22 protein-coding genes are annotated in these 19,652 nt (G+C 69.3%); 9 read left to right on the top strand and 13 right to left on the bottom strand.

Annotated features, from left to right (window positions below):
• Positions 1 to 6: 6 nt before the first annotated feature.
• On the bottom strand, positions 7 to 1,509 hold the full coding sequence (locus ABT340_RS27250) for a sensor histidine kinase (protein WP_352013670.1): 1,503 nt from the start codon (positions 1,507 to 1,509) through the stop codon (positions 7 to 9).
• A gap of 132 nt (positions 1,510 to 1,641) precedes the next feature.
• Here ABT340_RS27250 and ABT340_RS27245 point away from each other — a divergent pair, with 132 nt between their 5' ends.
• The 4 genes from ABT340_RS27245 to ABT340_RS27230 all read left to right on the top strand — a co-directional run bounded on the left by ABT340_RS27245 (position 1,642) and on the right by ABT340_RS27230 (position 4,709).
• Entirely contained in the window at positions 1,642 to 2,541 is a 900-nt protein-coding gene (locus tag ABT340_RS27245; RefSeq protein WP_352013669.1) for an ABC transporter ATP-binding protein, read from the top strand.
• 5 nt (positions 2,542 to 2,546) lie between these two features.
• Positions 2,547 to 3,272 carry an ABC transporter permease gene (locus ABT340_RS27240; RefSeq protein ID WP_352013727.1) on the top strand — a complete coding sequence of 242 codons (726 nt, stop codon included), beginning with the start codon at positions 2,547 to 2,549 and terminating at the stop codon, positions 3,270 to 3,272.
• Between the two features lie 81 nt (positions 3,273 to 3,353).
• Complete coding sequence (locus ABT340_RS27235; RefSeq protein WP_352013668.1) at positions 3,354 to 3,929, top strand: TetR/AcrR family transcriptional regulator; 576 nt, start codon at positions 3,354 to 3,356, stop codon at positions 3,927 to 3,929.
• A gap of 21 nt (positions 3,930 to 3,950) precedes the next feature.
• Positions 3,951 to 4,709 carry an SDR family NAD(P)-dependent oxidoreductase gene (locus ABT340_RS27230; protein ID WP_352013667.1) on the top strand — a complete coding sequence of 253 codons (759 nt, stop codon included), beginning with the start codon at positions 3,951 to 3,953 and terminating at the stop codon, positions 4,707 to 4,709.
• Here the strand turns inward: ABT340_RS27230 and ABT340_RS27225 are convergent.
• Positions 4,698 to 5,102 (bottom strand): winged helix-turn-helix transcriptional regulator, encoded by a 405-nt coding sequence (locus tag ABT340_RS27225; protein WP_352013666.1) that lies wholly within the window; start codon positions 5,100 to 5,102, stop codon positions 4,698 to 4,700. The two genes, ABT340_RS27230 and ABT340_RS27225, sit on opposite strands and share 12 nt — an antisense overlap.
• Positions 5,103 to 5,201: 99 nt before the next feature.
• Between ABT340_RS27225 and ABT340_RS27220 the strand changes: the two genes are divergently transcribed.
• Together ABT340_RS27220 and ABT340_RS27215 are read left to right on the top strand one after the other, a co-directional pair.
• The gene (locus tag ABT340_RS27220) at positions 5,202 to 6,137 is read left to right on the top strand and encodes an NADP-dependent oxidoreductase (protein ID WP_352013665.1); all 936 of its coding nucleotides are present in this window, start codon (positions 5,202 to 5,204) and stop codon (positions 6,135 to 6,137) included.
• A gap of 19 nt (positions 6,138 to 6,156) precedes the next feature.
• Positions 6,157 to 6,894, top strand: coding sequence for a phosphodiesterase (locus ABT340_RS27215; RefSeq protein ID WP_352013664.1), 738 nt, complete (start codon positions 6,157 to 6,159; stop codon positions 6,892 to 6,894).
• 3 nt (positions 6,895 to 6,897) lie between these two features.
• Here ABT340_RS27215 and ABT340_RS27210 read toward each other — a convergent pair whose 3' ends face one another.
• Both ABT340_RS27210 and dnaB read right to left on the bottom strand, forming a co-directional pair.
• Positions 6,898 to 7,473 carry a YdeI/OmpD-associated family protein gene (locus tag ABT340_RS27210; protein WP_352013663.1) on the bottom strand — a complete coding sequence of 192 codons (576 nt, stop codon included), beginning with the start codon at positions 7,471 to 7,473 and terminating at the stop codon, positions 6,898 to 6,900.
• Positions 7,474 to 7,650: 177 nt separating this feature from the next.
• Positions 7,651 to 9,675 (bottom strand): replicative DNA helicase, encoded by a 2,025-nt coding sequence (gene dnaB / locus ABT340_RS27205; RefSeq protein ID WP_352013662.1) that lies wholly within the window; start codon positions 9,673 to 9,675, stop codon positions 7,651 to 7,653.
• 327 nt (positions 9,676 to 10,002) lie between these two features.
• Between dnaB and ABT340_RS27200 the strand changes: the two genes are divergently transcribed.
• Together ABT340_RS27200 and ABT340_RS27195 are read left to right on the top strand one after the other, a co-directional pair.
• On the top strand, positions 10,003 to 11,313 hold the full coding sequence (locus ABT340_RS27200; RefSeq protein ID WP_352013661.1) for an MATE family efflux transporter: 1,311 nt from the start codon (positions 10,003 to 10,005) through the stop codon (positions 11,311 to 11,313).
• Between the two features lie 218 nt (positions 11,314 to 11,531).
• Complete coding sequence (locus ABT340_RS27195) at positions 11,532 to 12,953, top strand: APC family permease (protein WP_352013660.1); 1,422 nt, start codon at positions 11,532 to 11,534, stop codon at positions 12,951 to 12,953.
• A gap of 3 nt (positions 12,954 to 12,956) precedes the next feature.
• Here the strand turns inward: ABT340_RS27195 and ABT340_RS27190 are convergent, their stop codons facing one another.
• From ABT340_RS27190 to rpsF, 7 genes are all read right to left on the bottom strand, one after another.
• On the bottom strand, positions 12,957 to 13,709 hold the full coding sequence (locus ABT340_RS27190; RefSeq protein WP_352013659.1) for an amino acid ABC transporter ATP-binding protein: 753 nt from the start codon (positions 13,707 to 13,709) through the stop codon (positions 12,957 to 12,959).
• Positions 13,706 to 14,569, bottom strand: a complete 864-nt coding sequence (locus ABT340_RS27185; protein WP_352013658.1) for an amino acid ABC transporter permease — start codon at positions 14,567 to 14,569, stop codon at positions 13,706 to 13,708. Before ABT340_RS27185 ends, ABT340_RS27190 begins: the two co-directional genes overlap by 4 nt.
• A complete protein-coding gene (locus tag ABT340_RS27180) occupies positions 14,569 to 15,453 on the bottom strand; it encodes an ABC transporter substrate-binding protein (RefSeq protein ID WP_352013657.1) in 885 nt (294 codons plus the stop codon). Before ABT340_RS27180 ends, ABT340_RS27185 begins: the two co-directional genes overlap by 1 nt.
• A gap of 167 nt (positions 15,454 to 15,620) precedes the next feature.
• Positions 15,621 to 16,067 (bottom strand): 50S ribosomal protein L9, encoded by a 447-nt coding sequence (rplI, locus tag ABT340_RS27175; RefSeq protein ID WP_352013656.1) that lies wholly within the window; start codon positions 16,065 to 16,067, stop codon positions 15,621 to 15,623.
• Between the two features lie 14 nt (positions 16,068 to 16,081).
• On the bottom strand, positions 16,082 to 16,318 hold the full coding sequence (gene rpsR, locus ABT340_RS27170; protein ID WP_012895699.1) for a 30S ribosomal protein S18: 237 nt from the start codon (positions 16,316 to 16,318) through the stop codon (positions 16,082 to 16,084).
• 109 nt (positions 16,319 to 16,427) lie between these two features.
• On the bottom strand, positions 16,428 to 17,012 hold the full coding sequence (locus tag ABT340_RS27165) for a single-stranded DNA-binding protein (protein ID WP_352013655.1): 585 nt from the start codon (positions 17,010 to 17,012) through the stop codon (positions 16,428 to 16,430).
• 76 nt (positions 17,013 to 17,088) lie between these two features.
• Positions 17,089 to 17,379, bottom strand: a complete 291-nt coding sequence (gene rpsF / locus ABT340_RS27160; RefSeq protein WP_068928239.1) for a 30S ribosomal protein S6 — start codon at positions 17,377 to 17,379, stop codon at positions 17,089 to 17,091.
• Positions 17,380 to 17,596: 217 nt separating this feature from the next.
• Between rpsF and ABT340_RS27155 the strand changes: the two genes are divergently transcribed.
• On the top strand, positions 17,597 to 17,905 hold the full coding sequence (locus tag ABT340_RS27155) for a hypothetical protein (protein ID WP_352013654.1): 309 nt from the start codon (positions 17,597 to 17,599) through the stop codon (positions 17,903 to 17,905).
• On the opposite strand, the gene ABT340_RS27150 is transcribed toward ABT340_RS27155, so the two are convergent.
• Positions 17,896 to 18,663: a deoxyribonuclease IV gene (locus ABT340_RS27150; protein ID WP_352013653.1), complete on the bottom strand. Its 768-nt coding sequence runs from the start codon at positions 18,661 to 18,663 to the stop codon at positions 17,896 to 17,898. The genes ABT340_RS27155 and ABT340_RS27150 overlap by 10 nt on opposite strands.
• A 121-nt stretch (positions 18,664 to 18,784) precedes the next feature.
• Positions 18,785 to 19,651, bottom strand: coding sequence for a hypothetical protein (locus tag ABT340_RS27145; RefSeq protein WP_352013652.1), 867 nt, complete (start codon positions 19,649 to 19,651; stop codon positions 18,785 to 18,787).
• Position 19,652: the final 1 nt, after the last annotated feature.

Here is a 19,652-nt window from a genome sequence, read left to right as displayed (position 1 = left end):
CCCACTTTAGATGCATCCGTTCCTGAGTTCGTTCTTGTGGGCGTGAGCGGTGGGGATGCCGATCGCCATGCCGTACAGGGCCATTCCGAGGAGGATGTTGAAGACGATCATCGGCCACTGCAGCGGCTCGGGCAGGTAGAGCGCGAGGAACCAGCTTCGTTCCTCAACACCGGTGATCTTGAGGATCGCGGGGACCAGGCCCTGGGGGAACGTGGGGAGCCAGCCGACGCACCAGCCGATCGCGACGGCCGCGTACTTCCACCGGGGCATGGAGGGGGTGTCCCCCTGCGGTGTGACCAGCGCGTAGGGCACGTCGATCGTGGCGGTGGTGGGGCCGCCGGGCGGGCTGCTGAGGGCGAGTATCCCGTCGAAGGCCGCCAGGCGTCGTTCGATGCCGTCCAGACCGCTGCCGCGTGCGGGGTCGGCGCCGCCGGAGCCGTCGTCGGTGACGGTGACGCGCAGTGTCCTGCCCTGGCCGCTGATGTCGATCCAGACGCGTTCCGCACCGCCGTGCCTGGCGGCGTTGGTGAGCAGTTCGCTGACCGAGAAGTAGACCGCGGACTCGACGGGTGCCTCGGGACGTGACTTGAGGTCGACGGTGACCTTGATCTTCAGCGGGCTGTCCAGTGCCAGCGCCCTGATGGCGTCGCCGAGTCCCCGTTCGGCCAGGACCGGCGGGTGGATGCCCCTGACCAGGTCACGCAGTTCGGTGAGGGCGGTCGATGAGGCCTCGCGCGACTTGGCCAGCAGCGCCTTGGCAGCCTGGGGGTCCTTGTCGACCAGTTCCTCGGCCGCGCCGAGGGTCATGCCGATGGCGACGAGCCTGGCCTGGGCGCCGTCGTGCAGGTCGCGTTCGATCCGCCGTAGCTCGGCGGCCTGGGAGTCGACCGTGTCCAGCCTGACCTGGTTGAGCCGCCTGATCTTGCCGGCCAGCACGGATCTGGCGGTGGGCGCGAGCAGCAGCCTGTTCCACCAGCCGTAGAAGCGCAGCAGCCACGGGGTCGCCGCGACGCCGAGGGCCGCGATGACAAGCCCGAGGGGGGCGGCCTGCGGCGCCCAGCGCCAGGGCAGGGTCAGGCCGTAACCGGCCATGAACAGGGGGACCACCGCCAGGCTGCCGCCGACGATCGGGTTGAGCAGCACCCAGGCCGTGTCACGCCAGGTCGCGGGGTCGGTGAATATCCACTTTGTCCTGTTGTTCCAGTTGGGCCACCACGGCGTCTTGTAGAGCTGGCGCTGGTAGCGGTACCAGCCGTCGGGCTGGGGCCTGACCGGCGGAGGGGGCGGCAGGTACGACGGGAGCACCTCGGTGCCGAGCCACCTGCCCGTCAGTCTTCTGGCCATGGCCGTACGCCATCGGATCATCCTGATCACGGGCGGGAAGAAGAAGATCATTCCGACGATGGTGAGCAGCCCGGCGAACATGCTCATCACGAGCAGTACAAGGTCCGCCAGGGCCATCGTCCCCATCGCCAGGGCTCTGCCGACCGCCACCGTGTGTCGCCTCATGGATATGAGTGTCGGCGATCCGAACCGGACATCCAATGACAACAACTCCCCTTCGGGGTGTAGGAAACCCCACCTTCGCCGTGTATCCAAACGGCTTCTGCGTTCCGGGCCAGGTTTCCTAGCGTCGTCGGCATGAAGGTTATCGAGGTCAACGGCCTCAGAAAGAAGTACCGCGACCGGTTCGTGGTCGACGGCGTGTCCTTCTCCGTCGAGGAGGGGGAGATCTTCGGCGTCCTCGGACCGAACGGCGCCGGCAAGTCGACCACCGTCGAGTGCGTCGCGGGGCTGCGCGTCCCGGACGCCGGAACCGTGAAGGTGCTGGGTGGCCTTCATCGTGCCGAGATCAAGGAGCGGCTCGGCGTCCAGCTGCAGAGCTCCGCCATGCCCGCGAAGATCAAGGTGTGGGAGGCGATGGAGCTGTACGCCTCCTTCTACCGGGAGCCCGCCGACTGGCGCGCGCTGATCGAGCGGGTCGGGCTCGCCGAGAAGCGGAACGCGCGGTACGCCACGCTCTCCGGCGGTCAGAAGCAGCGGCTCTCCATCGCGCTGGCGCTGGTCGGCAACCCCAGGGTGGCGATCCTCGACGAGCTGACCACCGGCCTCGACCCGCAGGCCCGCCGGGACACCTGGGAGCTCATCGAGCAGATCAGGGCGGACGGGGTGACGATCCTGCTGGTCACCCACTTCATGGAGGAGGCGGAACGGCTCTGTGACCGGCTCGCGCTGATCGACGCGGGCAGGCTGGTCGCCGTGGACAGCCCCGACGGGCTGATCGCACGGGTCAGGGACTCCCAACGGGTCACCTTCCGCGCCCCCGCCCTCTTCGACACGGCGCCGCTCACCGACCTGCCCCAGGTCAGCGGAGTACGGCGGGACGGCGCCAGGGTCGAGGTCACGGGAAGCGGTGAGCTGCTGCTGGCGGTCACGACCGCCCTGGCCATGGCCGGGGTCGTCCCCAAGGACCTGCGGGCCGAGCAGGCCACTCTCGACGACGCGTTCCTCGCCCTCACCGGAAAGAAGATCTCCACGTGAACAAGATGATCATTATGGAGGCGAAGCTCTTCCTCCGTGACCCGGCGGGGCCGATCTTCGCGATCCTGCTGCCGCTTGGACTGCTGCTGGGGCTGGGCAGCATTCCCTCCTTCCAGGAGGCGAGTGCCGAGATGGGCGGGCAGCGGGTGATCGACACCCAGTTGCCGGGCATGATGGTGATCCTGTCCGTGGTGACGATGGCGTTGTCCGCACTGCCCGCCGTACTGGTGGCCTATCGGGAGAGCGGCATTCTGCGCCGGTTGTCCACCACGCCGGTGCCACCGGTTCGGCTGCTGATCGCCCAGGTGGTCAACAACATCGGTGTCGCGGTGCTGTCGACCGTGTTGCTGATCGTGCTGGGCCACGTGACCATCGGAGTTCCCCTGCCGGGGAGCCCGCTGGCCTTCGTCGGGGTGTTCCTGCTGGGCACCGCCTCACTGCTCGGTCTCGGCCTGCTGATCGCGGCGGTCGCGCCGAGCGTGAAGTCGGCGTCGGGGATCGGCTCGCTGCTGATGTTCCCGCTGTTGTTCGTCGGGGGCATGTGGATTCCCCGCGAGATGCTGCCCGACCTGGTGCGCCGGATCGGTGACTTCCTGCCGCTGGCGCCGTTCGCCCAGGCACTGCGTGACACGTGGGCGGGGCACGCGCCGCAGCCGCTGCACCTGGTGGTGATGGCGGGGACCGTACTGGTCACGGTGGTGCTGGCGATCCGACTGTTCCGCTGGGAGTAGGGACGGGTACGGCCCGCGCGCGGGGGCGTGGGCCGTACTTTTATTTGACCGTTCGTTCCAGATAGGCGTAGCCTTCTCCCCATGGCGAGGACGAAGGAGTTCGACCCGGAGGTAGCCCTTGAGGCGGCTCTCCAGCTGTTCTGGGAGCGTGGCTACGAGGCGACCTCCATGAGTGACCTGGTCGACCGGCTGGGCATCGGCAGGGCCAGCCTGTACGCCACCTTCGGCGGCAAGCACGACCTCTACCTGAAGGCGCTGCGGCGCTACGCGAACTCCAGGAACCCCTCGCCGGTCGAGCTGCTGTCCCAGCCCGGGGCCGCGCTGCCCGCCGTACGGGGGCTGGTCGAGCTCTACACCGAGGACTCGATCGGCGACCGGCGCGGCTGCATGATCGTGAACGCGGCGGGCGAGCTCCTTCCCGGCGACGAGCGGGTCGCCGGGATCGTCGACGCCAACTGGACCTGCCTGGAGACGGCGCTGACCTCGGCGCTCATCAGGGCGCGGGCGCAGGGGGAACTGCCCGCCGACCGCGATCCCGTGGCGCTCGCCCGGTTCCTGCTGGTCTTCCTTCAGGGGCTGCGGTTGACGGCCAAGGGCCGGTCCGCTCCGGAACGGCTGCGCGACGCGGCCGCTCAGGCACTCAAAATTCTTGACTGATAGTTCCAATATGGAGGGGACATGAGGTTCCACGACAAGGTCGTCCTGGTCACCGGGGGCGGGTCGGGCATCGGCAGGGCCGTCGCCCTCGGCTTCGCCAGGGAGGGCGCCCAGGTGGTGGTCTCCGGCCGTGGACGCGAGGCCCTTGAGCAGACCGTGAAGCTGGCCGACGCCGACACCGACGGCGGCCGGATCGCCGCGCTGACCGCGGACGTCACCGACTCGGCCTCCGTCGCCGCGCTGGTCGGCGAGATCGTCGGCCGGTACGGCAGGCTGGACGTCGCGGTCAACAACGCCGGGGTGCTGGCCACGGGCAAGGTCGCCGACCAGCCGGAGGAGGACTTCGCCCGGGTGCTCGACGTCAATCTGACCGGCGTCTTCCTGTCGATGAAGCACGAGATCCCGGCCATGGTCGCCGGGGGCGGCGGAGTGATCGTCAACTTCAGCTCGCAGATCGGCGCGCACAAGCGCCTGCCCGGGTTCGGCGCCTACGCCGCCTCCAAGGCCGCGGTGACCGCGCTGACCCGCACCGCCGCGCTGGAGTACATCGGCCAGGGCGTGCGGATCAACGCCTTCAGCCCCGGCAGTCACGACACGTCGATGTCCATGCGGCCCGGCGAGACCGAGGCCGACCGGGCCGAGCGTGTGAAGGGCCAGGTTCCCGCGGGTCGCGTCGGCTCCCTCGACGAGGCGACCGGCACGGTCCTGTGGCTGGCCTCGGCCGACGCGGGGTACGTGGTCGGAGCCGACATCGTCGCCGACGGCGGTTCAACCGCCTGATCGCGCATCGTAGGCCTCCCTGGCGTCGCGGACCTGCTCGATGTTGCCCTCCGCCCACGACTTGATGGCCAGCATGAGGACCTGGAGGTCACGGCCGAGATCGGTGAGGGCGTAGTCGACCCGCACCGGGACCGAGGGGGTGACCGTCCTTTCGACCAGGCCGTCGCGCTCCAGGCTCCGAAGGGTCTGGGTGAGCATCTTCTGGCTGACGCCGGCGATGATCCTGTCCAGGTCGCTGTAGCGCCTCGGTCCGCCGGACAGCGCGTTCAGGACCAGGCTGACCCACTTGTCGCTGATCGCGTCGAGCAGTTGCCTGGCCGGGCAGGTGGCCAGGAAGGCGTCGTAGGCCACCTTCGCCTCCTGCCGCCGCTGCGCCGCCGTACGGGTGGTCATGGCGCCCCTTCCGGTGCGGTACGCACTTCCGGGTACGTACTTCCTTATGGAGAGTAACACTCCATAGGTTCGCCTCATCGAAACCCTGAGGAGGCGATGATGCGCGCTGTGGTCGTTCGTTCGTTCGGCGGACCGGAAGTGCTTGAGATCGAGGAGGTTCCCGTCCCCGAGACGGGCGTGGGACAGGTCCGGGTCCGGGTCGAGGCGGCGGGCGTCAACCCCGTCGACGTGGCGACCAGGGCGGGAGTCCTCGTCGAAATCGGGCTCGCCGACCGGCGCGACGTGCACGGGATCGGCTGGGACCTGGCCGGGGTGGTCGAGGAGGTCGGCGCGGGCGTCACCGGGTTCGCCCCCGGCGACCGGGTCGTGGGTCTGGTCGACCGGCTCGACCTTCCCCTGGGCGCCTACGCGGAACAGGTCGTGCTGGACGCCGACGCCCTGGCCCTCATCCCCGACGGCGTCACGGCCGTACAGGCGGCCACGCTCCCGCTCAACTCCCTCACCGCCGACCAGGCCCTCGACCTGCTGGAACTGTCCGAAGGCCAGAGTGTTCTGGTCACCGGCGCCGCGGGGGCGGTCGGTGGCCACGCCGTGGAGCTGGCCGTACTGCGCGGGCTGCGGGTCGTCGCCGTGGCGGGCCAGGAGGACGAGGACCTCGTCCGCCGTCTCGGCGCCGAGTTCTTCGTGCCGCGCGGTGCCGAACTCGGCGCGGCCGTGAGGAAACTCGTGCCCGGAGGGGTCGACGGCGCCGTCGACGCCGCCGTGGTCGGTACGGCTGCGCTCACCGCCGTGCGCGGCGGCGGCTCCTTCGTGGCCGTCCTCGACGGCGCGGTCCCCCGCCCGCTGCGCGGCACCAGGGTGTCCAACGTCTGGGTCCGCGCCGACGGCGCACGGCTCGCCGAGCTCGCCGGACTGGCGGGTGAGGGACGGCTGAGCCTCAGGGTCGCCGACACCCTCCCCCTCGACGACGCCGCGAAGGCCCACGAACGGCTCAGCCGGGGCGGCCTCAGGGGGCGTCTCGTCCTGCTCCCCTGACGCATGTCAATCTTGGACGATGCTGACACTGGCCCACGTGAGCGACATCCACATCGATGACTCCCCCCGCAGCGTCGAACGGACCCGAGCCGTCATGCGTCACCTGGACGGTCTGCCCGGTCCGCTCGACGCCGTCATCGTGACCGGGGACATCGCCGACCACGGCACGGTGGAGGAGTACGAGATCGCCAGGCGGGCGCTCACCTCACGCCACCCGACCGTGATCTGCCCCGGCAACCACGACTCCCGGGCCGCCTTCCGCAAGGTCCTCCTCGACCAGGACGGCGACGACCCCGTCAACCAGGTCCTGCGGCTCGACGGCCTCGTCGTCGCCCTGTGCGACTCCAGCGTTCCCGGACGGCACGACGGCCTGCTGACGGAGGAGACCCTCGCCTGGCTCGACGGGGTGCTCGCCGAGTCGCCCGACGTCCCGGCCCTCGTGGGCATGCACCACCCGGCCGTCCCGCTGGGCATCCCGTACGTGGACGACATCCGGCTGCGCGAACCCGAGCGGCTCGAAGCCGTCCTGAGCCGTCACCCCCAGGTGGTCGCCGTCCTGGCCGGGCACGCCCACACCCCCGCGAGCACCTGGTTCGCCGGTCGTCCCCTGCTGGTCGCCCCCGGTGTGATCAACACCCTGCTCCTGCCCACGGAGACCGCGGAACGCCGCTCGTTCGACCTCTCCCTGCCTCCGCAGATCGCCCTGCACGTCCTGGACGGCGACCGCCTCACCACCCACGTCCGGCCGATCCTGTAGGGCTCAGGGGTAGATCTTCTTGTGCTCGGCGAGCATCGTGACGTACCGCTCGATGCGGCGTGCCCTGGTCTCCGGCTTCTTGGCCTCCTGGACACGGTAAAGGACCGCGTAGCGGTTACGGCTGTCCAGCGTCGCGAAGAACTCCCGCGCGGCGGGGTTGCCGGCCAGGGCGAGCTCCAGGTCCTCGGGGACGGTCGCGGTCCGCGACCCTTCGTAGGCCGCCTCCCAGCGGCCGTCCTCCTTCGCGCGCTCGACCTCCAGCAGGCCCGCGGGCTGCATCCTGCCCTGTTCGAGCAGTGCGGCGACCTTGTCGCGGTTGACCTTCGACCACCTGCTCCGCGGCCTGCGCGGGGTGAACCGCTGCAACCAGTACGTGGTGTCGAAGCCCTTCTTCTGCCCGTCGATCCAGCCGTAGCACAGCGCCACGTCGAGTGCCTGGGGGTAGTCCAGCGACTCGACCCCCGGCACCTTCCTGGCGACCCTGAGCCAGAGCCCTGACGAGGAGGCGTGGTTGGCGGCCAGCCATTCCTCGAACGCCTCAGCGGAAGGGAAGAAGAGACTCTCCGGATCATCACTCATCGCGCCAGTCAACCACGCGGGAGCCGCCTCCGAAACCACCGCAAACCGGGTACGGCAGGGCCGTGGGACGGCCCCCGGCGAGGGGCACGTACCGGCCCGGGAACGGCCCTGCCCCTCCAGTCCGCGACGGACGCCTGGCCCCGCGAAACCACCGTCGGCCACAACGGACCGGGCGTCTCAGTGCGCCATGTCGACGAAACGGCTGTAATGCCCCTGGAAGGCCACGGTGACCGTGGCGGTCGGACCGTTACGGTGCTTGGCCACGATCAGGTCGGCCTCACCCGCCCGGGGAGACTCCCGCTCGTAGGCGTCCTCCCGGTGCAGAAGGATGACCATGTCCGCATCTTGCTCGATAGATCCGGATTCGCGAAGGTCGCTGACCATGGGGCGTTTGTCGGTTCTCTGTTCCGGACCACGGTTCAGCTGGGAGATCGCGATGACCGGGACCTCAAGCTCCTTGGCGAGGAGCTTGATCGATCGGGAGATCTCCGAGACCTCGTTCTGACGGCTCTCCGTCTTCTTCGGCGAGGACATCAGCTGCAGGTAGTCGATGATGACGAAGCGCAGGTCGTTGCGCTGTTTGAGGCGGCGGCACTTGGCCCGGATCTCCATCATCGACATGTTGGGCGAGTCGTCGATGAACAGCGGCGCCTCGGCCACCTCGCCCATCCGCCTGGCCAGTTTGGCCCAGTCGTCGTCGGTCATCGTGCCCGAGCGCATCGACTGCAGCGACACCTTGGCCTCTGCGGACAGCAGACGCATCGTGATCTCGTTGCGCGACATCTCCAGCGAGAACACGACGGTGGTCATGCCGTGCCTGATCGCGGCGGACCTGGCGAAGTCCAGCCCGAGCGTGCTGTTGTGGGTGGGCACGCAGGCCCTTCCCGCGAGGTAGGTGTGGTCGGCGTTGTCCACCTCGACGCACCTGACCGGCACCGAGGGCACCGCCCTGACGTCCACGACGTGCCGCACCGGCTCGGTGGCGAGGTCGATCACATGGTCGATCACGGACCCGCTCATGGTCGCCCGGTGGCCGAGGCTCAGGGCCAGTTCGAGGACGTCCTCGGCGAGCGGTCCCTCCGTCGCGGGGATCCGGACCCGCTCATCGCCGCCCGTCAGGACCTTGAGCAGCTCGCGGCGCTGTTCCAGGGACGCCCGCAGGTAGGCAGGGGGGATACGCCCGCCCCCGAGTTCGTACGGCGGCACCGGCAGGTCGCGCTCGGGAAGGTCGAACGGCGCCGCGACCGCGACCGCGTGGGCGGGCCCGCCGTCCTCGGCGCGGAGCGTGCGGGCGATCTCCTCGGTCGTCACCACGGCGTGGACCGTCCGCCACTGGTGCAGGGCGTCGGCGACGATCACCGTGCCGTCGTCGAACTCGACCTCGTAGCAGGGTCGTCCGTGCAGCACGTCGGTCACGGCGACGACCCGGGTCGGCCTGCCGTCCGCGCCGATGAGGTGGTCGCCCCGACCGACCTCGCCCATGGTGGTCCAGCCGTCCGGCGTCGGCAGGGGGGTGTCGAGGGCGAGCGCCTTGCCGATGGCGGGCCGGGCGGCCACGACGATCATCTGGCCGGGGTGGAGGCCGTTGGTGAGGCCGTCGAGGTCCTGGAAGCCGGTGGGGACGCCGACCATCTGGCCGCTTCTGCCGCCGATGGCCTCAAGCTCGTCGAGGGCACCCGGCATGATCTCGGCGAGGGGGACGTAGTCCTCGGAGGTGCGGCGTTCGGTGACCTTGTAGATCTCGGCCTGGGCGCGGTCGACGAGGTCGTCGACCTCCTCGTCCTGCCCGCCGTACCCGAAGGAGACGATGCGGGTGCCCGCCTCGATGAGGCGTCTGAGGATGGCCTGTTCGCGGACGATGCGCGCGTAGTAGCCCGCGTTGGCGGCGGTCGGCACGACGGAGGTCAGCGTGTGGAGGTAGGCGGCGCCGCCGACGCGGGCGACCTCGCCGCGTTTCTGCAGCTCACCGAAGATGGTGACGGCGTCGGCCGGGTCGCCCCTGCCGTACAGGTCGGTGATGATGTCGTAGATGAGCTGGTGGGCGGGGCGGTAGAAGTCGTCGGACTTGAGGATCTCGACGACGTCGGCGATGGCGTCCTTGGACAGGAGCATGCCGCCGAGGACGGACTGTTCGGCCTCGATGTTGTTCGGCGGGGTGCGCTCGAATCCAGGCTCGAAGACAGGTGGCTCCGCGATGCTCACCTCGCACCCCCTCATTCGAACATGGTTTCGCCATCTTAAGGTTTAGCCGACCGGTCTGACAGTCTCGCGTCCCCCGGACGACGTGGCAACGCGGCCTGTCGACAGGGGTGTGGATAAGGTGTGCAGTTCTCGGCCAGACATGTGGGCAGCCTGGGGAAAGTCCTGTGGATAACCAGTGGGGTTTGTCCACAAAGCCTTGCTGAGCTGGGAAAACTTAATCCACTGCCTGTGGAGAAAAGAAAGTTGCGGCGACACGCCGTGAGCCTCCCCGGCTGTCCCGTTGGTCCCGCCGACGGCCTCCTCGGCGGTAAGAGACACAATGCAGCTATGCCGCTTACCTCCCGGACGGGCCGCGACCATGACAGGCAGATCCTGCGTCTGGCGGTCCCCGCCTTCGGAGCGTTGGTGGCCGAACCCCTGTTCCTGCTGACCGACACCGTCATCGTCGGCCACCTGCCCGCGCCCGCGCTCGGCGCCGTCGGCGTGGCGAGCACGGTGCTCGGCGCGCTGGTCTCCTTGTGCGTCTTCCTCGCCTACGGCACGACGGCCGCGGTGGCCCGTCAGGTCGGCGCGGGCAACACCGCGCGGGCCGTACGGCACGGCGGCGACGGCCTCTGGCTGGCCGCGGCCGCCGGGCTGGCGATCATCGCCGTTGTCTGGCCGCTCGCGCCCTCACTGGTCTCCCTGGTCGGCGCGGAGGGGGAGATGGCCCTGCAGGCGGTGACCTACCTGCGGATCAGCCTGCTCGGCGTGCCCGCCATGCTGCTGGTGCTGGCCGGGACCGGCGTACTGCGGGGCATGCAGGACACCACGACCCCGTTACTGGTCTCGGTCGGCTCCTTCGCGCTGAACGCGCTGCTCAACGTCCTGTTCGTCCTCGGTCTCGGCTGGGGTGTGGCGGGCTCCGCCTGGGGCACGGTGCTGGCCCAGTCGCTGGGCGCCGTCGTCTACCTGGCCCTCGTCTTCGGTCGGTACGGCGCTCCGATCCGCCCCGACCTGGCGGGCATCAGGTCGGCGGGAACGGCCGGGGTCGCCCTGATCATCCGTACGGCGTGCCTGCAGGTGGTGCTGGCCGTGGCGGCCACGCTGGCCACCCGCATGGGAGAGGGACAGATCGAGGCCCACACGATCGCCCTCAGGATCTGGACGCTGCTCGCCTTCGCCCTGGACGCCATCGCCATCGCCGGGCAGGCCATCACGGGCCACGCCCTGGGCGCCGGGGACGCCGAGGCGACACGGCAGGCGACCCGCAGGATGGTCGGGTGGGGGTTCGGCTCCGGCGTGGTGCTCGGGCTCCTGGTCCTCGCTGCCAGGCCGTTCGTGCCGGGTGTCTTCGACGCCGACCCCCAGGTCACGGAGCACCTGCTCGGCCCGCTGCTGGTCGTGGCGCTCCTGCAGCCGGTCGCCGGAGTGGTCTTCGTCCTGGACGGGGTGCTCATCGGCGCCGGTGACCAGCGCTACCTCGCCTGGGCGGGCCTGTGGACGACGCTGGCCTACCTGCCGGTCGCGCTGGCGGTCGTGCTGTCGGGAGGCGGTCTGGTCATGCTGTGGCTGGCGCTGGGAGTGTGGATGGGCGCCCGGTTCCTCGCCCTGGGGCTGCGGGCCAGAGGCGGGGCGTGGCTGGTGATCGGTGCGTGATCGGGAGGTGTCCGCCACGTAACCAGCAGACTCTTGTCCCACGGCGCCCCCTGCGGCACTGTGAGCAGTCCGGCAATACGGTTGTCCACCCTCCATGATTGGGACACGTCGTGCCCGAAGGTCACTCCTCGTCGATCGTCCGCCGCCTACCCCCCAGTGAAGCGACAAACCGATGGACCGGCGGCGCGCGCCATGGCCTGCCCAGGGCGTACGGCCCCATGGACCTCGTGGTCATGGGCGTCGGCGTCATGATCGGTGCGGGCATCTTCAGCCTCGCCGGACGCCAGGCGGCCACCATGGCGGGCCCCGGCGTCGTCCTCTCGTTCATGATCGCCGGTATCACCAGCCTGCTCGTCGCCTTCTGCTTCGCCGAGTTATCCTCGGCGCTGCCCACCTCGGGCAGCGCCTACACCTTCACCTACGTCATCTTCGGCGAGGTCTGGGCCTGGGCGGTCGGCTGGGCCCTGGTGCTCGAACTGCTGCTGGCCGGCGCGGGCGTCTCCCGCGTCTGGTCGCTGTACGCCGCCCAGCTGCTCACCGACCTCGGAGTGCGTTTCCCCGAACCCCTGGCCTCGTTCGTCGGCCGCTCCGAGGGGTTCGACCTGTTCACACTGTTCATCCTGGTGCTGATGACGGTCGTGATCACACTGGGCACCAGGATCGGCCTGCGGGCCCTGCGCGTCATCGTCGCCGCCAAGCTGCTGGCCATCGGCGCCGTCATCGTGGTCGGCGTCACCCACTTCGACCAGCGCAACCTGTCGGCCATCCCGGTTCCCCCGGCCCCCGCCGGGCCGTCCGTCGACGCCCTGCACTCACCGCTGCTCGGCCTGCTGTTCGGCCAGCCGGGCGCGTTCGGCTGGTTCGGCATCTTCGCCGCCTCGGCGGTCATCACCTTCGCCTACATCGGCTTCGACGTCGTGGCCACCGCCGCCGAGGAGGCCGAGGACGCCCCCCTGTCGGTGCCCAAGGGCATCATCCGCAGCCTGATCGTCACCACGGTCGTCTACATCGCGGTCGCGCTGGTGATGGTCGGCATGATCTCCTACGACAGGATCGACACCGAGGCGCCGCTCGCCAACGCCTTCCGCGCGGCGGGTGAGGGCTTCATGGTGCACGTCATCAACCTCGGCGCGGTCCTGGGCCTCACCACGGTCGTCCTGGTGCTGCTCGTCGGCCTGACCCGCGTCATGTTCTCCATGGCCAGGGACGGCCTTTTCCCCCGCTCACTGGCCAGGGTCGACCGGCGTTACCGCAGCCCGACCCGGGTGACGCTGCTCATCGGCGTCGTGGCGATCCTCATGGCCGAGTTCGTGCCGGTGCTCACGCTCGAACCGCTGGTCGTGATCGGCACCCTGTTCGTCTTCGTGGCCGTGGCCGCGGGAGTCCTCAGGATGCGGCGGACCATGCCCGACCTGCCCAGGGGCTTCCGCGTGCCGTTCTCCCCCTTCGTGCCGGTCGCCTCGATCGCCGCCTGCCTGTGGCTGCTGGTCAACCTCCAGATCGTCACCTGGCTGTACTTCGCCGCCTGGATGGCCGTCGGCCTGCTCGTCTACCTCCTGTACGGCAGGCACAACAGCGTGCTCGCCGGGAACGGGAGCGGCCCCGCCGGCTCCGGCCTGCGGGGACGGCACAGACGCTGAGGCTCAGATGCGACGGGCGTCGAGCACACTGCGCAGGAACTGCCTGGTCCTCGGCTCCTTGGGGTCGGTGAAGAACTCCTCGGGAGGCGCCTTCTCCAGCAGCACACCGCCGTCGAGGAAGCAGACGGTGTCGGCGATCTCCCGGCAGAAACCCATCTCGTGGGTCGTCAGGATCATGGTCATCCCGCTCGCCTTGAGCTCCCTGACGACCTCAAGGACCTCCGCGACCAGCGCGGGATCGAGCGCGGAGGTCACCTCGTCGAGCAGCATCAGCAGCGGCTTGACGGCCAGCGCCCTGACGATGGCCACCCGCTGCTGCTGACCCCCGGAGAGCCTGTCGGGGTAGGCCCCCGCCTTGTCCGCCAGGCCGAACCTCTCCAGCAGCTCACGGGCCTGCTCCTCGGCCTGCCGTCTGCCGACGCCGTGCACCTTGCGGGGGGCGAGCGTGATGTTGTCGAGCACGGTCATGTGCGGGAAGAGGTTGAAGGCCTGGAAGACCACGCCCATGCGCTTGCGCACCGCGTCCGGGTCGGCGCGGACGTCGGTGATGTCCCTGCCGTCGAGGTGGATGGCGCCGTCGTCCACGGTGTCCAGCAGGCTCACGCAGCGCAGCAGCGTGGACTTGCCCGACCCCGAGGCGCCGACCAGGCAGACCACCTCGTGAGGCCGTACCTCAAGGTCGATGCCCCGCAGTACGGCGTGGCCGTGGTAGCTCTTCCACAGGCCCTCGACGGTCAGCAGATTCGTGTCCTTCACTGGCCCCTCCGCCGCTGGGACCTGGCCGCCAGATAGTCGGTGAGACGGGCGAGCGGAATGGTCAGCAGGATGAACAGCAACGCCCCGACCAGGTAGGGGGTGTAGTTGAACGTGCTCGCGGCGTGGATCTGGGCCTGGCGCAGCGCTTCGAGCGGACCGATCGTGGCGACGAGCGCGGTGTCCTTCTGCAGCGAGACGAAGTCGTTGAGCAGCGGCGGCACCACCCGCCGTACGGCCTGCGGCAGCACGACGTGCCGCATGGTGCCGCCGTGTCCCAGCCCGAGCGACCTGGCCGCGGCGATCTGACTGGGGTGGACGGAGTCGATGCCCGCCCTGAAGACCTCCGCGACGTAGGCGCCGTAGGACAGCGTGAGCGCGATGACGCCCAGCGTCGCCAGGTCCGTCGGCATGCCCTGCAGACCGAGGGCGGGCAGGCCGAAGCCGACGAGGTAGATGACCAGGATGGTCGGCACACCGCGGAAGACGTCGGTGTAGGCGACCGCGAGAGCGCGCAACGGGAAGAACACCGGCGACCTGAGGCCGCGGACCAGCGCGACCGCCAGACCGACGAGCAGCACCAGCGGCTCGGCGATCAGGAAGATCTTGACGTTGAGCAGGAAGCCGCTCAGCACGTCGGGGAAGGCCCTGACGAACTGCTCGGGGTCGAAGAACGTCTCCCTGACCCGCACCCAGCCGGGCGAGGCGGTGACGCCCCAGACCAGCAGGACGACCACCAGGAGCGTCGAGACAGTCGCGATCGACCCCGAGCGGATCGAACGCCGCCTGAGCAGGCGTTCGCGCTCCACCTGCCGGGCGCTCTTCACCCAGCCCGAGGCGTCCGGCGAGGGTCGGACGGTCACTACTTCAGCTCCGGAGCGCCCGCCGCCGAGCCGAGCCACTCCTGCTCGATCTTGGCCAGTTCACCGGAGCCGGACAGCTTGCCGATCGCCTCGTTGACGCAGCGCACCAGCGGGCTGCCCTTCTCGAAGACCGCGCCGAAGACCTCGGGCGTGCCGGAGGCGGCGCCGAACTGGCCGACCAGCTTGGAGTTCTCGACCTGGGCCGCGGTCACGTAGAAGGCGGTCGGCAGGTCCACGACCACGGCGTCGACCTGCTTGTTCTTCAGCGCGTTCACCACGTCGATCTGCTCGTTGTAGACGTTCGGCTCGGCGGAGGGCTGGATGACGTCCTTGACCGCCTGCAGCGAGGTCGTCCCGACCTGCACACCGATCTTGGCGGTCTTCAGGGCCGCCAGGTCCGTGGCGGCGGCCGTCTTCGAACCGGCCAGCGCGACGACGGCCTGCTTGACCGTGTAGTAGCCGTCGCTGAAGTCGACGACCTTGGCCCGGTCGGGGGTGACGGAGACCTGGTTGAGGTCGAAGTCGAACTGCTTGGCGCCGGGGGCGAAGGCCGAGTCGAACTTCACCGTCGACCAGGCGACCTCACCGCTCTGGAAGCCGAGCTCCTTGGCGATCGCGTAGACGACGGCGCTCTCGAAGCCCTTGCCGTTGGACGGGTCGTCGTCCTTGAACCACGGCTCGTAGGCCGGCTTGTCGGTGCCGACGGTCAGCTTGCCCGGCGTCTTCAGGGCGAGCTGGTCCTTGGCGCAGGAGGTGGCGGGTGCGGACGCGTCGGCCTTGCCGACGTCGGCGCCCGTGCCGGTCGTCGAATCCGACGCGGGCGCACAGGCGACCGCGGTGGCGGCGAGGGCGCCGAGTGCGAGCAGCATCGAGGGGCGAAGCATGGAGGACCTCCAGGGGAAACGACAACTCCCGAATTGTACGTATTGTCGGTAACGGTAAGTTAACCAGCCCCATCGGTCGGGAATAGCGCCTCCCAAACGGACGAGGGCCCCCTTCCAGCGGGAAGGGAGCCCTGTCACCGACGATCTCGTACGGTGTCGGCGTGGCCTCAGGCCGCGACGACCTCGACGTCGAGAGCTGCGGAGACCTCCGGGTGCAGCTTGACGCTGACCCGGTGGGAGCCGAGGCTCTTGATCGCGGAGGCGATCTCGATGCGACGGCGGTCGAGCACCGGGCCGCCGGCGGCCTTGACGGCCTCGGCGACGTCACTCGTGGTGATCGAACCGAAGAGACGGCCGGACTCGCCCGCCTTCGTCTTCAGCACCACCTTGAGGGACTTGAGCTGACCGGCGACCTCCTGGGCGGTGCCCAGGTCGCGGATCTCGCGGGCGTCGCGCGCCTTCTTGATCGAGGCGATCTGCTTCTCGCCACCGCGGGTCCACAGGATCGCGAAGCCACGGGGGAGCAGGTAGTTACGGCCGTAGCCGTTCTTGACCTCGACGATGTCGCCGGGGGCGCCGAGGCCGGTGACCTCACTGGTGAGAATGAGCTTCATCTGTCCGGACCTCCTTAGCGCGCGGTGCTCATGTACGGCAGGAGCGCCATCTCACGAGCGTTCTTGATAGCGGTCGCCACGTCACGCTGGTGCTGGGTGCAGTTGCCCGTCACCCGGCGGGCACGGATCTTGCCGCGGTCGGAGATGAACTTCCGAAGCAGCGCCGTGTCCTTGTAGTCGACGTAGGAGATCTTGTCGTGGCAGAACAGGCAAACCTTCTTCTTAGGCTTGCGCAGTGCCGGCTTGGCCATCGTGGTGCTCCTTTCAGAGCCCCGCCGTGCGGCGGGAATGGTCGCTGCGGATATGGACTGGTTTTCTCAGTGCGGCCCCGGCCGCCCCGGAGGACGGCCGTGGATGGACCTAGAAGGGCGGTTCGTCGCTGAAGTCGCCGCCACCGAAGTTGTTGCCGCCGCCGTAGTTGCCGCCCGACGGCTGACCGCCGCCGAAGCCGCCACCCGACTGCTGGCCGCCGTAGTTGCCGCCGCCGCCGTAGTTGCCGCCCCCCTGGGGAGCGGGCGCGGCCGAGGCCCACGGGTCGTTGGCGGGACCGCCGCCGAAGCCACCGCCACCGCCCTGACGGGCGGTCTTGTTGACCTTGGCGGTCGCGTTCCTCAAGGACGGGCCGACCTCGTCGACCTCGACCTCGTAGACCGTGCGCTTCTCGCCTTCCTTGGTCTCATAGGACCGCTGGCGCAGCCGTCCCTGAACGATGACCCGCATGCCGCGCTGCAGGCTCTCGGCGACGTTCTCCGCCGCCTGCCGCCACACGTTGCAGGTCAGGAACAGGCCTTCGCCGTCCTTCCACTCGTTGGTCTGCTTGTCCAGGAACCTCGGAGTGGACGCGATGCGGAACCGGGCCACGGCTTGCCCCGTAGGGGTGAAACGCAGCTCGGGGTCGTCGACGAGGTTGCCGACGATGGTGATCGTGGTGTCGCCTGCTGCCATGGCTAGCGTTGCCCTTCCTGCGGCCTTTCGCGGTCTATCGGCTCAGAGTACGGCTGCCTCCCGACAAAAGTCGGGGTTAGTGCACGTCCGGACGCAGGACCTTGGTGCGGAGGATGCCCTCGTTGAGGTTCATCTGCCGGTCGAGCTCCTTGACCGTCGCGGGCTCGGCGGTCAGGTCGATGACGGCGTAGATGCCCTCGGGCTTCTTGGCGATGTCGTAGGAGAGCCTGCGACGACCCCACACGTCGACCTTCTCCACGGTGCCGCCGTCGTTGCGGACGACACTGAGGAACTGGTCGAGGGAAGGGGCCACGGTGCGCTCATCGAGCGAAGGGTCGAGGATGACCATCACTTCGTAACGACGCATGCTGGCTTCCAACCTCCTCTGGACTTTTGCGGTCACGACACCGTGTCGTGACAGGAGGACGCTGACGTCTTCACCGCGGACGCCCATTTCGGCGCCCATGGCGGAGGGTGGCGATGACACACCCATGCGACGTAGCCGTGCCAGCCTACCAGGCTGTCAATGGTTGGGCCGTCAGGACGCGGGCACTCCTCTAGCAGAGGAAAGGGGAGGTGGAACCATGCCCGACGCGCCTCGTCTATCTGGAAACCCGATCTCCCGAATACTGGACAACGACGGTCAGCGGCATCCCGTGCAGAACGTCCTGAGCGTCGTCACCATCGCCTGCGGTCTGATCGCCTTCGTCGCCGGGTTCTTCCCCACCGCGCACGCGGTCGCCTGCTGGCTTGGCGTGGTGGGGTTCGTCGGCGGCCTCTACTCCCAGTACGTCTCGGCGACGACCCCGGAACGCGCCCTCAACATCGTGGGCATCGTGGCCTCCTTCGTAGGCGTCGCCTTCGGCATCTACCACGGCGGCTTCTACCCCTGAGCCAGCTCTTTTCTCAGCAGGGCGATGTCCTCCGCCTGGCCGTCGCCGGGGGTTTCGACCACGATGGGGGCGTTGGCCTTCCGGCAGGCGGCGAGGATGAGGTCGGTGTCGATCTGGCCCGCGCCGAGGTTGGCGTGCCGGTCCGCGCCCGAACCCGCGGCGTCGCGGGAGTCGTTGCAGTGGATCAGGTCGATCCGGCCGGTGATGGCCATGATCTGCTCGACCGCCTGCTCCAGGTCGATGCCTCCGGCCCAGGCGTGGCAGGTGTCCAGGCAGAATCCGACGTCGAAGCCGTCGAGGGCCTCCCACAGCCGGGCGATGCTCTCCAGTTTCCGCGCCATGGCGTTGCCGCCGCCCGCGGTGTTCTCGATGAGCACCGGGACCTCGTGCTCCTCAAGGCGTTCGAACACCTTGCGCCAGTTGTCGAAGCCCTTCTGGGGGTCGTCGCCCGCGTTGACGTGGCCGCCGTGCACGATGAGGCCCCTGGCGCCGACCTCGGCCGCCGCCGCCAGATGGGAGCTGAGCAGCTTCCTGCTGGGGATGCGGATCCGGTTGTTCGAGGTGGCCACGTTGATGACGTAGGGGGCGTGGACGTAGGCGGCGACGTCGGAGTCCTTGATGTCCCGTGTCTTGTCCCCGATGACGGGGGCCTTCCAGCCCTGCGGGTCTCCGAGGAAGAACTGCGCCACCTCCGCGCCGCGCGCCCTGGCGTGGGTCAGGGGATCGTCCTGGTCGACATGAGCTCCGATTAGCGGCATGTGTTCGAGCGTAGCCGTTTCGGCAAGCCGTACGGGGGCTCCGTCCACGACAAGGGATGGTAATCCCCAGCCTGTGGATAACTTTTCTGGATTACTTTTCGCCGGAAGTGGGTAGGGATGATCACCCCGCCCTGACACTCTCCAGATAGGTCAGCGCGTTGAGCAGCATCAGGGGGGTCGTCAGCAGCGCGTAGACGACGAGCACCCACCAGCGTCCCCGGGCGCCGGCCCTGGCCACGAGCACGAAGACGGGCCACCACAGCAGTACGGCGCGCGGAATCGCCAGGTAGGAGGCCGAACCGATCAGGACTCCCGCCTGGAGCCCCACGTAGACGAGTTCGCTCCAGCGCCGCAGGAACAGCAACAGCAGCACCAGCCCGACCGCGAAGACCGCCCCGGCGAGTTCCATCTGGAACAGCAACGCGGAGCGTTCCTCGGCGAGGGCGGAGCGCCAGATCGAGGCCAGCGACTCCCAGGGCCACACGAACCACCGGCCCCAGCCCGCCTCCTGCGCCTGCCCCCAGGTCAGCCAGTCTCCGCCGTTGAGCCGCTGCCAGCCGGAGCGCAGCAGCAACGGCGCGAACGGCAGCGCCAGCCATCCCGCCCGCCGTACCGGGGTGCCGGAGCCGAAGAACTCGACGATCAGGGCGAGGGCGAGGAACAGCCCGGTGATCCGTACGCATGACGCGCCCGCGGCCAGGGCGGCGGCCAGTGGCCAGCGGCCCCGGCGCGCGGCCAGCCAGGCGGGGATCGCCAGGGCCAGGAACAACGACTCGTCGTAGCCCGCCACCAGGAACACCGACGTCGGCCAGAGCAGCAGCGCCACGGCCGCCCGCCGGCCACCGGGGCGCCGCCCCTCAGGCTCGGCCGTCTCGGTGTCTGCCAGCTTGGCCAGCGCCACCACGGCCACCGCGCAGGCCGCCACCGAGACGAGCGCCCCCGTCAGCGACCAGTCGGTCGTGAACAGGGGCGCGGCGAACAGGGTCAAC

Origin of the sequence: Streptosporangium sp. NPDC000239, from assembly GCF_040300765.1 — a bacterium.
Lineage (GTDB): Bacteria > Actinomycetota > Actinomycetes > Streptosporangiales > Streptosporangiaceae > Streptosporangium.
This window is presented reverse-complemented; position numbering and strand designations above follow the sequence as displayed.

What these genes read in the sequence shown, in the direction of transcription:
- ABT340_RS27250 (WP_352013670.1), bottom strand. Translation starts at nt 1,509, where the DNA reads ATGAGGCGACACACGGTGGCGGTCGGCAGAGCCCTGGCGATGGGGACG.
- ABT340_RS27245 (WP_352013669.1), top strand. Translation starts at nt 1,642, where the DNA reads ATGAAGGTTATCGAGGTCAACGGCCTCAGAAAGAAGTACCGCGACCGG.
- ABT340_RS27240 (WP_352013727.1), top strand. Translation starts at nt 2,547, where the DNA reads ATGATCATTATGGAGGCGAAGCTCTTCCTCCGTGACCCGGCGGGGCCG.
- ABT340_RS27235 (WP_352013668.1), top strand. Translation starts at nt 3,354, where the DNA reads ATGGCGAGGACGAAGGAGTTCGACCCGGAGGTAGCCCTTGAGGCGGCT.
- ABT340_RS27230 (WP_352013667.1), top strand. Translation starts at nt 3,951, where the DNA reads ATGAGGTTCCACGACAAGGTCGTCCTGGTCACCGGGGGCGGGTCGGGC.
- ABT340_RS27225 (WP_352013666.1), bottom strand. Translation starts at nt 5,102, where the DNA reads ATGACCACCCGTACGGCGGCGCAGCGGCGGCAGGAGGCGAAGGTGGCC.
- ABT340_RS27220 (WP_352013665.1), top strand. Translation starts at nt 5,202, where the DNA reads ATGCGCGCTGTGGTCGTTCGTTCGTTCGGCGGACCGGAAGTGCTTGAG.
- ABT340_RS27215 (WP_352013664.1), top strand. Translation starts at nt 6,157, where the DNA reads ATGCTGACACTGGCCCACGTGAGCGACATCCACATCGATGACTCCCCC.
- ABT340_RS27210 (WP_352013663.1), bottom strand. Translation starts at nt 7,473, where the DNA reads ATGAGTGATGATCCGGAGAGTCTCTTCTTCCCTTCCGCTGAGGCGTTC.
- ABT340_RS27200 (WP_352013661.1), top strand. Translation starts at nt 10,003, where the DNA reads ATGCCGCTTACCTCCCGGACGGGCCGCGACCATGACAGGCAGATCCTG.
- ABT340_RS27195 (WP_352013660.1), top strand. Translation starts at nt 11,532, where the DNA reads ATGGACCTCGTGGTCATGGGCGTCGGCGTCATGATCGGTGCGGGCATC.
- ABT340_RS27180 (WP_352013657.1), bottom strand. Translation starts at nt 15,453, where the DNA reads ATGCTTCGCCCCTCGATGCTGCTCGCACTCGGCGCCCTCGCCGCCACC.
- rplI (WP_352013656.1), bottom strand. Translation starts at nt 16,067, where the DNA reads ATGAAGCTCATTCTCACCAGTGAGGTCACCGGCCTCGGCGCCCCCGGC.
- rpsR (WP_012895699.1), bottom strand. Translation starts at nt 16,318, where the DNA reads ATGGCCAAGCCGGCACTGCGCAAGCCTAAGAAGAAGGTTTGCCTGTTC.
- ABT340_RS27165 (WP_352013655.1), bottom strand. Translation starts at nt 17,012, where the DNA reads ATGGCAGCAGGCGACACCACGATCACCATCGTCGGCAACCTCGTCGAC.
- rpsF (WP_068928239.1), bottom strand. Translation starts at nt 17,379, where the DNA reads ATGCGTCGTTACGAAGTGATGGTCATCCTCGACCCTTCGCTCGATGAG.
- ABT340_RS27155 (WP_352013654.1), top strand. Translation starts at nt 17,597, where the DNA reads ATGCCCGACGCGCCTCGTCTATCTGGAAACCCGATCTCCCGAATACTG.
- ABT340_RS27150 (WP_352013653.1), bottom strand. Translation starts at nt 18,663, where the DNA reads ATGCCGCTAATCGGAGCTCATGTCGACCAGGACGATCCCCTGACCCAC.